General features: G+C 63.4%; 8 protein-coding genes and 1 pseudogene. 5 read left to right on the top strand and 4 right to left on the bottom strand.

Annotated elements, in window-relative coordinates; all coding sequences use genetic code 11:
* Window positions 1-246: 246 nt before the first annotated feature.
* The 4 genes from ON753_RS19735 to ON753_RS19720 form a co-directional block, all read right to left on the bottom strand.
* Complete coding sequence (locus ON753_RS19735; RefSeq protein ID WP_265964695.1) at window positions 247-501, bottom strand: hypothetical protein; 255 nt, start codon at window positions 499-501, stop codon at window positions 247-249.
* Between the two features lie 226 nt (window positions 502-727).
* A complete protein-coding gene (locus ON753_RS19730) occupies window positions 728-2392 on the bottom strand; it encodes a CRTAC1 family protein (protein WP_265964693.1) in 1665 nt (554 codons plus the stop codon).
* Complete coding sequence (locus ON753_RS19725) at window positions 2389-3816, bottom strand: di-heme oxidoredictase family protein (RefSeq protein ID WP_265964692.1); 1428 nt, start codon at window positions 3814-3816, stop codon at window positions 2389-2391. The genes ON753_RS19730 and ON753_RS19725 overlap by 4 nt, the downstream gene beginning before the upstream one ends.
* Window positions 3813-5078 (bottom strand): ROK family transcriptional regulator, encoded by a 1266-nt coding sequence (locus tag ON753_RS19720; RefSeq protein ID WP_265964690.1) that lies wholly within the window; start codon window positions 5076-5078, stop codon window positions 3813-3815. Before ON753_RS19720 ends, ON753_RS19725 begins: the two co-directional genes overlap by 4 nt.
* Before the next feature lie 269 nt (window positions 5079-5347).
* Between ON753_RS19720 and xylF the strand changes: the two genes are divergently transcribed.
* From xylF to xylA, 5 genes and pseudogenes are all read left to right on the top strand, one after another.
* Window positions 5348-6379, top strand: coding sequence for a D-xylose ABC transporter substrate-binding protein (gene xylF / locus ON753_RS19715; protein WP_265964687.1), 1032 nt, complete (start codon window positions 5348-5350; stop codon window positions 6377-6379).
* A gap of 136 nt (window positions 6380-6515) precedes the next feature.
* Window positions 6516-7805 (top strand): sugar ABC transporter permease, encoded by a 1290-nt coding sequence (locus ON753_RS19710; protein WP_265964685.1) that lies wholly within the window; start codon window positions 6516-6518, stop codon window positions 7803-7805.
* A gap of 3 nt (window positions 7806-7808) precedes the next feature.
* Window positions 7809-8561: pseudogene (locus ON753_RS19705) on the top strand (ATP-binding cassette domain-containing protein); the annotation flags it as partial.
* A 185-nt stretch (window positions 8562-8746) separates the two neighbouring features.
* Complete coding sequence (gene xylB, locus ON753_RS19700; RefSeq protein WP_265964683.1) at window positions 8747-10198, top strand: xylulokinase; 1452 nt, start codon at window positions 8747-8749, stop codon at window positions 10196-10198.
* A gap of 11 nt (window positions 10199-10209) precedes the next feature.
* Window positions 10210-11529, top strand: a complete 1320-nt coding sequence (xylA, locus tag ON753_RS19695; RefSeq protein WP_265964681.1) for a xylose isomerase — start codon at window positions 10210-10212, stop codon at window positions 11527-11529.
* Window positions 11530-11689: the final 160 nt, after the last annotated feature.

The raw sequence follows: 11689 nt of genomic DNA, 5'->3' as shown, positions 1-11689 counted from the left end.
CGAAAAATCAGCAATAATATTGCCGAGAAAACAGAGAGTTAGCCGCAAAACCCGGCGGAATTTAAATTGATTCCAGATCGCGGCGGAGGAGCCTGCCGCGCCTTCAATCGACGCTGTTTTGCACAGAAGGGTTGCCGAGCGGCAAAAACCGGCCGTCGGCACATGCGATTTCGGCACCCGCGGGGGTGGATGAACGGACGAGGCCTCAGCCGGAAAGAACCAGACCCGGACCGGACGCGGTGCCGGTCAGTGCCAGTGATGCGGCAGGTGCGACCAAAGCTGCCGCGCCGGACGGGACGCAGGGTCCCTGTACTGGGCGAGCAGGGCCAGGAGGCTGACCACAAGGAGGGTCACCGGCCAGAAAAACGAACACGCGACCATCCCCCACAGCCGTGCGGTGTTGCTGCGGCCGCATTCGACCAGGTCAGAGGTCGACAGGATCACGAACAAAAGAGCAATGCCGCCGTAAAGAGCCATGCCGGTCATCGTGATGATGTACATATCGATTGTCCATCTTGCTGCCGGCGCTGCGACCAGTGCATTCGATCTTGCGGGTCCGGACCCTGGCGCCATTCTCGGCACCTCACCCTGACATCAGGCGGGAATTATTTGGCCTAAATGTGGCTTGCCCGGTCTTGAGGCTGCTCAAGAGCCCTAATAGGTGCCTTGGTCCCCGAAATTCTGGAATCCGGGATTGCGGCCATTGTCGAAATAACTGACAGGGGCTCTATTCCGGAAACCAGAGTTTGGCTTTCTCGGCGCCGCGCTCAATGATCACGTGGCCGTTTGCAAACACGCGGTAAGAGTGGCTCCAGTCTCCATCCGGCCATTTGATTCGCACATTGGCCCGCTCGGCAACGCCGAGGCCGAAGTGGATGAAGCCCATCTGTCCCGACGCGTGGCCGGCCCCCACCTGGACGTCTTTCACGACGGTCCGGTTGCCGGTCTTCACACTGATTTTCGCTCCGACGGCCCGCGTGTTCGCCTGGCGCGGCTGGCGAATGTCGACCGCGAGCCAGTTGCCGATCTGCTTCGGCTTCTCCGCCGTTCCCCGGCCGACGTTGCGGAACAGGCTGACAGGCCCGCCCCGGTTGACGACGACGAGATCCAACAGCCCGTCCGCGTTGAAATCCGCAAGGCCCGCGCCGCGGCCGCGGCGGTCCAGGTTGATGCCGGCCGTGTCGCCGGTCTCGGTAAACCTGCCGGCCCACTGTCCAATCAGCAGGTTGTCCGGGTCATAGGCGGCGAAGTCCGGCATGGCTTCCACGTTACCCTTGGCGATGAACAGATCCCAGAGCCCGTCATTGTTGACGTCCTGGAATTCCGAATGCCAGCCGGTCGAGGGTTTCAGGTCGCCTCCCGCATAGGGCCTGTGCGCGGTCACCCCGAGATCGAAGGCCACGTCCTGGTAGATCGGCACCGTTTCGTCCGCTTCCGGGTCGAGCTTCTGCAGCTTGGTGTCGCCCATGCTGGTCAGCGCATATTCCGGGAAGCCGTCGACGTCGAGATCGATCGAGGCGATCCCCATGCCCCAGATCTTCACATGCTGCCAGCCGTCGGATTTGCGGTAGGGCCGCGGGGGTCTTCCCGGCGGAACGGCCCAGAGCTGTTCCTGGCCGCCGCGGTAATACTGCCGGTCGTTGGATATCCTGAGCGCCGCTTCGCCGGACCGGTTCCAGTCGGTAAACAGCATCGACAGGCTGCAATAGCCCGGTGAAAGGCGGGTGGCCTCGGAATAGCTGACGCCGCCATCGGCGGCCCCGACCGGCCTGAACAGGAAATTGTCGTGGCATGTTCCCCAGGGCGAACCCGGCGCCGAGCGGTCGACGTAGTTGCCGAAAGCCAGCGTCGGATAAGTCTGGTCCTGTTCGAAGCTCGCCGAAAAGGACGTGGTCCATTCGCGCCCGCCGTCAAAGCCGAGCGCCCGGTTGGCAACTTCGAACCTGCACGCGCCTTTTCCCTCCAGCAGGAGGTTTTCTCCCAGGCGCAGCACGGCAAGGTCCGCAATGTCGTCGTTGTTGAAGTCGAGCGGATAGGCGCCAAGGACGTTGACCGCCTGCTTGTCCGTCAGTCCGGTGTCGGCCGGGACGAATTTCAGGGCGCCGCCCGTCGGGCTGGCGTTCCGGAAGAGTTGCGAGGGGTTCCTGCCGCCTGCAAGGAACAGGTCCGGCCGCCGGTCGCCGTCGCAGTCGAAGACCGCGGTGCCGCCGCCGACGAAAAACTCCCAGGCACCGTCATAGCTGTGGCTGATCCCGGCTGCCTGCGCCTCTTCCACGAATAGAGGTACCGGAGCGATGGAAGCCTTCCCGGCTTCGCCGTTTGCCAGCGCCGGCTGGACGAATGCCGCCGCCAGGCACACGGCGGAGATTGAATGGCCGAGATGTTTCATCATTCCGCGATCTCCAGGCTGCGCAGAAAGGCGATAATCGACTGCCGCTTGCTCTCCTTCAGATCGGCATAGGCTTTCCGGCTCTGCGCGGCTTCGCCGCCATGGGCCAGGATGGCTTCGTTCAGCGTGGTCAGGTCTCCCCGGTGGCCGTAAGGCGCCGTGCTGCCGATGCCCCAGAGTTCAGAGGTGATGAACACGTCCCGGGCCACGAAACGCTGCGCCAGCAATTCGTTGCCGAATGTGTCGTTGGCCGCATCGGCGACCGTGTGGCGTTTCAGGTCGCCGTAAAGGGGCACCAGAACCCGGCCCTGATCGTCCCGCGGCAGGGCCTTGACCCAGTCCAGCGTTCCCAGATCCAGCGCCAGAGGCGTCTCCACGTCGCTCTGGCGCAGGGTGCCTGCCGTGTCAAAAGGGCCCGGGTCGTGGAAAATCAGGCTCTCCAGCGGCAGCGACGGCACGTGGCAGGATGTGCAGCCGACATCGGCGAAAAGCTTTTCGCCGGCTTGCGCCGCATCCCGCCAGATATCCGGCAGGTCCTGCTTGCGCGTCGGCGCGGGCAGGGTGGCCTGAAAGGCCACGAGCGCAGAGACCTGGCCCGGCGTCATCTCGTCGGCATGGCCGTCGCCATCGAAATCGTCGGTACCGGTCCACGCGGCGCCGAACCGTTCGGCGGCCTGGATGCCGTGATGGTCGTTCGAGGCGTTGACGGTGAATTGGCGCAGGGACGCAAAGACGCCCTTCTGGCTGAAGGGACGCACGGTCAGGTCGGAATCGACGCCGTCGAGGGCGGAGATATCCACGGTGCCGTCGGGATAGGCAGTCAGGGACCCGAACGAAATGCCTTTGGCGTGAAGACCGATTGTTTGCGGCTCGCCCCCGGCACGCGCCCTGTCGAGCACGTCCTTCCTCTGCGCGCGCAGATCCATCGTCATTTCCCGGGCAAGCAGTTCGATCAGCCCTGCGCCCTGGAGGGCAACAGTGTTGCGTTCGTTGGAAAACTGCGGATCGACCGTGTCGAAATCAGTGCTCTCGAAGCCCTCGGAGACGAAGACGTTTGCGGTGAACGCGCCCGAGCCGCCGATGACCGGCTCGTTGTGACAGGAGGCGCAGGAATTGGCATCCATCCCGGCGAGGCGCTGGAAGGCCTGAGGCGGCGGGCGGCGCACCTTGGTCGGCACGATGGCCCTGGTCGCATCCGGGCGCCCGGCCCCGTCGAGGGTGGTGAACTTGGCTTCAAAGAGCTTCTCGCCGATCGGCTGCAGAACCGGGATCGGATCCTCCCCCGACCGGGCAAGATCCTTGATGTCGACATCGTCCTGGATGGCTCGCTCGCTCCAGGGAGCAAACTCTGTATCGGCCAGCGCGCCTGTCGGAAGACAAAGGCCGAGAGCGAGGAGGGAAGCTGTCAGTCTCGAAATCGGGGTCATGCCCGCACCTCCGAATTGTCGGGCCGCGGCGTACGGCCTGCCGCAAGCGATGCCTTGCCCAGGAAGTCCTTGTCGAGGCGTTCCATCGACTGCGCAATCAGCCCGCTGCGGATGAAGTCCCCGTTCCAGGGCATTACGTCGAGCGAGAAATTGTTGCGCAGATCCGCGACCAGGGCCTCTTCGAGCCCCTCCCACATGCCTCTTTCCATGAACGAAAAGGCCCGCATGGCGGCGCCGGTCAGCACCACACGTCTCGGGTCGATCATGGCGATCACCCGGGCAAGGCCGTAGCCAAGCACGCGTCCGGCCTCGTGGAAGGCCGTGCGGGCGTCAGTGTCGCCGGAACTGGCCAGTTCGATCAGCCGGGCAAGTCCGCTCACGCCCGCATCGATCGTATCGGGAGCCGTATCTTCCGGCTGATGGGTTGCCGCCCGCACCAGGGCATAGTCGGAAAGATAGGCTTCCAGACAGCCCTTCTTGCCGCAGCGGCAAAGGGCTCCGCCCGGAATATGATTGGCATGGCCGAACTCGGCGGCGGTCCCGCTGGCGCCGGAAAACAGCTGATTGTTGAGATAGAGCCCCATGCCGACACCGTAGTCGAGCATGATGACGGCGAAGGTGCCGCTGTACCGGTTCGGGTCGGACCAGTGCAGGGCCTCGGCAATCATGTTGGTATCGTTGGAGATGTAGCACTCCGCGCCAAAGGCCGCGTGCAGCGGGCTGACGATCGGGATCTTCCGGCCCGCAAAGGCCGGGCTCCAGGCGACCACGCCGGTTTCCGTCTCCACGACGCCCTGCGCGGCCACGCCGATTTCCCGCACGCGCGCTTGCCCGACGCCCGCTTCCTCCAGGAACAGCCGGATGGCGTCCACCAGGGCCTTGGGGAAGCTGTGCGCATCGGCGTTCGTGCTGTTGAAATGGGTGCGCTTTTCCCGTGTCACCTCGCCCGCGAAATCCACCAGCGCCAGGTCGATATTGTTGACCGAGAGCCGGACACCGATCATGTAGGCCGCATCCGGGTTCAGCTTCAGCAAGGTGCGCGGCCGACCGCGCGCCTGTGGCGCCTTCGGCTCTTCGCTTTCCAGACTGAGGATCAATCCCTGGTCCAGAAGGTCGGATGTGATGGCCGTCACGGTGGCCGGGCTCAACCGCGTCATGTGGCCGAGATCGATCCGGGCCATCGGGCCGTTCCGGCGCAGGGCCTGCAGGATGATACTTCTGTTTTGCCGCCGGATCTGATCCCGGTCCGCCTTGCGTGTCATGCTCGCTCAGCTCTTCCCAAGGTGTTTCCTCCGTACCGGGTTTGCCCCGGTTTTTCCGCCCTCATTCGAGAATTTTCCGTCCCGTGGAGCAGAGTTTTGCAAAACCATGTTGACAGGAGCGGCGCTTTAGAGCAACTTTTTTCGGGCACCAAAAAAAATAACAATAAGGTTGTCCTAATCAAAGGCGCCTGGATTGGCGCCGGATAAGCAGACGCATTTTCAGGTGCAGCCGCGTCATGCGAGTTGCGCCAACTGGAGGAAACATCGCAATGCGTAAAATCACCACTTTGCTGGCGGGCGTCCTCATGTCCGCGACCGCAATTCACGTCGCTCAGGCGCAGGACATCGTCGTCGGCGTGAGCTGGTCCAACTTCCAGGAAGAACGCTGGAAGACCGACGAAGCGGCCATCAAGGAAGCTTTGGACGCTGCCGGCGCATCGTACATTTCCGCGGACGCACAGAGCTCTTCCGCGAAACAGATTTCGGACGTCGAAGCCCTGATCGCACAGGGCGCAACCGCGCTGATCATTCTGGCTCAGGATTCCCAGGCGATCGGACCGGCTGTTCAGGCCGCTGCCGATGAAGGCATCCCGATCGTCGGCTATGACCGCCTGATCGACGACCCGCGTGCCTTCTACCTGACCTTCGACAACGTCGAAGTCGGCCGCATGCAGGCCAGAGCGGTTCTGGAAGCTGCGCCCAAGGGCAACTACGTCATGATCAAGGGCTCTCCGACCGACCCGAATGCGGATTTCCTCCGCGAAGGTCAGCAGGAAGTTCTGCAGCCGGCCATTGACGCGGGCGACATCGAGATCGTCGGCGAAGCCTATACCGACGGCTGGCTGCCGGCCAACGCTCAGCGCAACATGGAACAGATTCTGACGGCCAACGACAACAATGTCGACGCTGTCGTGGCTTCCAATGACGGTACCGCCGGCGGTGTCGTTGCCGCTCTGACGGCTCAGGGAATGGAAGGTATTCCGGTTTCCGGTCAGGATGGCGACCATGCGGCGCTGAACCGCGTTGCCAAGGGAACCCAGACGGTTTCCGTCTGGAAGGACGCCCGTGACCTCGGCAAGGCTGCGGCCGAAGCCGCTGTCGCCATGGCGAACGGCACGGAAATGACCGACATCGAAGGCGCTGCTTCCTGGACGTCTCCGGGCGGAACCGAGCTGACGGCCAAGTTCCTGGCACCGGTTCCGGTCACCCAGGAAAACCTGAACGTCGTTGTCGATGCCGGCTGGATCTCCAAGGAAGATCTCTGCCAGGGCGTGGAAAACGGCCCGGCTCCCTGTAACTAATAACAATACGCTGAAAGCGCAGCCCCGGTTATTCTTGTAACCGGGGCTAATAACAGGGAGCGTTGCTGCGGGCGGCTCCCTCGGGACGGGCCACCCGATGCGTAAGCGTGATGGTCTCCAAGCAGGAGTAACCCCTATGTCCGACACTGCTCTGTCAGGGTCCAAGCGCCCGACAGCACGTAATCTTATTGCCGCGATGCAGCTCGACACCCGCCTTCTGGGCATGATCGGCGCATTCGTCGTGCTCTGTCTGGCGTTCGACGTGTTTACGGAAGGCCGGTTCCTGACACCGCGCAACATATTCAACCTGACGATCCAGACCGTGTCCGTCGCCATCATGGCGACCGGTATGGTGTTCGTCATCGTCACACGCCATATCGACCTGTCGGTCGGGTCCCTGCTGGCGACGGTTGCCGCCGTCATGGCGGTCGTCCAGACGGATATCCTTCCCGACTATCTGGGTCTGGGCCATCCCGCCATCTGGATCCTTGCCGTTCTGGCGGGGCTTGCAGTGGGCATCGCCATCGGCGCCTTCCATGGCTGGATGATCGGCTATCTCGGCATTCCGGCGTTCATCGTCACCCTTGGCGGGCTTCTGGTCTGGCGCAACGTGGCCTGGTTCATCACCTCCGGCCAGACGATCGGTCCGCTCGACGCGACCTTCAAGAAAATGGGCGGCATCGGCGGCACCATGGGGGAAACCGGTTCCTGGATCTTCGGCGTCGTCGCCGTTGCCTTGGCCCTGTGGCTGCAGGTCACCTCCCGCCGCCGCAAGGCCTCGCACGGGTTCCCGGTCAAGCCGGTCTGGGCGGAATTCACCATGGCGGGCATCACGTCCGTCGCGATCCTCGGCTTCGTCTGGATCCTGAACTCCTACGAAATCGCGCGGCCGCGGCTGGAGCGCATCTTCGAAGCCAGGGGCGAAACCCTGCCCGAAGGGGTGACCATGGGCTACGGCATTCCCTATTCCGTGGTGCTGCTGATCGTCGTCGCCGTCATCATGACCATCGTCGCGCGGCGTACCCGCCTCGGCCGGTACATCTTCGCAACGGGCGGCAACCCGGATGCGGCCGAGCTTTCGGGCATCAACACCCGCTTCCTGACCGTCAAGGTCTTTGCGATCATGGGCGGCCTGAGTGCGCTTGCCGGCGCCGTCGCCGCGGCCCGCCTCGGCTTTTCGACCAATGACATCGGCACGCTCGACGAGCTGCGCGTCATCGCTGCCGCCGTAATCGGCGGAACGGCGCTCGCCGGCGGGATCGGCACCATTTACGGCGCGATCCTCGGCGCGCTGATCATGCAGTCCCTGCAATCGGGAATGGCCATGGTCGGCGTCGACGCACCGCTCCAGAACATAGTGGTCGGCTCGGTGCTGGTCCTGGCGGTTCTGGTCGATATCATCTACCGCAAACGCACGGGAGAGTAAGTGATGGAAACCCCTCTCGTAGAAATGAAGGACATGTGCATCTCCTTTGGCGGGGTGCATGCCGTGGATCACGTCTCCGTCGACCTCTACCCGGGCGAAGTGGTCGGGCTGCTGGGCCATAACGGCGCCGGCAAGTCGACCCTGATCAAGATCCTGTCGGGCGCCTACAAGGCCGACAGCGGCGAGATCCGCATCAATGGCGAGGAAGTTCATATCCACTCACCGCGGGACGCGCGCTCGCACAACATCGAGACGATCTACCAGACCCTGGCTCTGGCCGACAATCTCGATGCCGCTTCCAACCTGTTCCTCGGCCGTGAACTGACCACCGCTCTGGGCTTTGTCGATGACGATGCCATGGAGGCGGAAACCCGCAAGATCATGTCCCGGCTCAATCCGAACTTCAAAAAGTTCCATGCGCCGGTGAAAGCCCTGTCCGGTGGCCAGCGCCAGTCGGTGGCGATTGCCCGGGCGGTCTATTTCAACGCCAGGATCCTGATCATGGACGAGCCGACCGCAGCGCTCGGCGTGCACGAAACCCAGATGGTGGCGGAACTGATCCAGCAACTGAAGAAGCAGGGCATCGGCATCTTCCTGATCAGCCACGACATTCACGACGTCTTCCAGCTTTGCGACCGGTTGGCCGTGATGAAGAACGGCGAGCTTGTCGGCACGGCGCGCACCCAGGACGTGACCGACGACGACGTGCTCGGCATGATCATCCTCGGCAAATGCCCGCCAGGCGCCACCCCGGGCCTGGTGCCCTTGTGGATGACACAGTGCTCGGATAAACCATTAAGACCCGCGGGCCGCAGCCCGCGGGATCCCCTTGTCCTTACGCGGGCCGGACGGCGACGTTCGGACAGTGCGGACGACACCGTGCCGGGACCTTTCCAAGGGGCGTCGGCATTCTTTTTGGCGCTATTTGAGGAACGCACCTCATGTTTATCGGCCTCGATATCGGCACCAGTTCGGTCAAAGGCATTCTTATTGGCGAAGACCAGTCGCTGATTGCCTCGGCGACCGCGGATCTGAGCGTGGAGCGCCCCCATCCGGGCTGGTCGGAGCAGGATCCGGACAGCTGGTGGACCGCCTGCGAAACTGTTCTGGATGCGCTCGCGAGCCGGGCACCGAAGGAACTGGCGGCAGTCAAAGGCATCGGCCTTTCCGGTCACATGCACGGGGCCACCCTTCTTGACGATGCGGGCAAACCGCTGCGGCCCTGCATCCTGTGGAATGACGGCCGCTCGGGCCGGCAGTGCGCGGAGCTGGAAGCGGCCGAACCGAAGTTCCTGACCCTTGGCGGCAACCGCGTCATGCCGGGCTTCACCGCGCCCAAGCTGCAATGGGTGCGCGAAAACGAGCCGGAGATCTTCGCCAGGACCGCCAAGGTCCTGCTGCCGAAGGACTATGTGCGCTTCAAGCTGACCGGCGAATACGTGGGCGACATGTCCGACAGTGCCGGAACGCTCTGGCTGGACGTTGCCAGGCGGGACTGGAGCGACGAGCTGCTGGCGGCAACCGGCCTGACCCGAAACCACATGCCGCGCCTCGTGGAAGGGTCGGAAAGCTCCGGCATGCTGAAAGCGGACCTCTGCGCCCGCTGGGGCATCGACGGTGCCCCTGTGGTGGCGGGTGGCGGCGGCGACAATGCTGCGTCGGCCTGCGGCGTCGGCGCGGTCAATCCCGGGTCCGCCTTCGTGTCACTCGGCACCTCGGGCGTGCTGTTCGTGACCAACGACCGGTTCTCGCCCAATGTGGAGAGCGCGGTCCATGCCTTCTGCCACGCCGTGCCGGACACCTGGCATCAGATGGGCGTCATCCTGTCGGCAACCGACAGTCTCAACTGGCTTGCCAAAACGCTGAAAAAGTCGCCGGGCGAACTGACCGGCCTGCTCGGCCGGATCTCCCGTCCGTCGGAAATTTCCTTCCTGCCGTATCTCGGCGGCGAGCGCACGCCGCACAACGATGTCGATATCCGCGCGGGTTTCTTCGGCATCGGCCACGAAACCGACGATGCGGCTCTCACCCATGCGGTGCTGGACGGGGTCGCGTTCGCGCTCAAGGACTGCCTGGACGCATTGACCGTTGCCGGAACGAAGATCGACCGCGTTCTGGCCGTCGGCGGCGGTTCGCGGTCGGACCTGTGGCTGGAGATCATTGCCAGCCTGCTCGACATTCCGGTGGACGTACCGGTGGATGGCGACTTTGGAGCATCGCTCGGCGCTGCCCGGCTGGGTCAGGCCGCGGCGCTCGGAACCACGGACGGGATATTCGCGAAGCCGGCCCTGAAAGCCAGCATCGATCCCGTTCCCGCCCTGACCGAAAGCTACGCCGAGGCCCACGGCCGATGGCGCAATCTGTATCCGGCGCTCAAGCAAGCCGGCTTTTGAGGAGACGAAAGATGAGCACAGGTTTCTTCGGTGATCTGCAGCCGATTGAATTCAAGGGGCCGGACAGTCGCGATCCGCTGAGCTACCGCCACTACAACAAGGACGAAGTGGTTCTGGGCAAGCGCATGGAAGACCATCTGCGTCTGGCCGTGTGCTACTGGCACAATTTCTGCTGGCCGGGGTCCGACCCGTTCGGCGGCGAAACCTTCATGCGCTCCTGGATGGCGGCCGGCGGCGATCCGATGGAGCAGGCCAGGCTGAAGGCGGACGTCGCCTTCGAGATGTTCCAGATCCTGGGCATGCCCTTCTTCACCTTCCACGACCGCGATATCGCGCCGGAAGGCAAGACACTTGCAGAGAGCAACGCCAATGTGAGCGCCATTGCCGACGTCTTCGAAAAGAAGATGGCCGACACGGGCGTCAAGCTGCTGTGGGGCACGGCCAACATGTTCTCCAACCGCCGCTTCATGAGCGGCGCGGCCACCAACCCGGATCCGGATGTGTTCGCCTATGCGGCGGCCCAGGTGAAGAACGCCATGGACGTGACGCACCGTCTCAATGGAGCGAACTACGTTCTGTGGGGCGGCCGCGAGGGCTATGAGACGCTGCTCAACACCAACATCAAACAGGAACTGGACCAGCTCGGCCGCTTCCTGAACATGGTGGTGGAGTACAAGCACAAGACCGATTTCAAGGGCACGATCCTGATCGAGCCGAAGCCGCAGGAGCCGTCCAAGCACCAGTACGACTACGATGTCGGCACCGTCTACGGTTTCCTGAAGGCCTATGGCCTGGAAAACGAAGTCAAGATGAACATCGAGCAGGGTCACGCGATCCTGGCCGGCCACTCCTTCGAGCATGAGCTGCACATGGCGCGCTCGTTCGGCATCCTGGGGTCCGTCGACATGAACCGCAATGACTATCAGTGCGGCTGGGACACCGACCACTTCGGAATGAACGTGCCGGAACTGGCGCTCGCCTATTATGAGATCCTCATGGACGGCGGCTTCACAACCGGCGGCACCAATTTCGACGCCAAGCTGCGCCGCCAGTCGATCGATCCGGTGGACCTGATCCAGGCCCATGTCGGCTCCGCGGATGCCATCGCCCGCGGCCTCAAGGCCGCCGCCGCGATGATCGAGGACGGTCGCCTGAAGGGCTTTGTCGACGACCGCTACGCCGGCTGGTCCAAACCGGAAAACGCCGAGATCCTCAAGGGCGGCTCTTCGCTCGAAGACCTCGCCGACCGCGTTCACTCCAGCGATCTGGAACCGCAGCCGAAATCCGGCAAGCAGGAATACCTGGAAAGCCTGGTCAACCTGTTCGCCTAGGAAGCCGATCAGCCTTCGGACGCTCGACCGTTTCCGATCGGGCGTCCGCTGGTCCGGATCGATGCGAAGGTGAGCTGGTCCTGACTGGCTGCAGACACTCGTCTCCCGTCCGTTACCTTCCAGGTTGCGTAACGGTCACCCTGGCCGCGGCACCGTCCGC

Source organism: Roseibium salinum (genome assembly GCF_026240905.1).
Lineage (GTDB): Bacteria > Pseudomonadota > Alphaproteobacteria > Rhizobiales > Stappiaceae > Roseibium > Roseibium salinum.
This window is presented reverse-complemented; position numbering and strand designations above follow the sequence as displayed.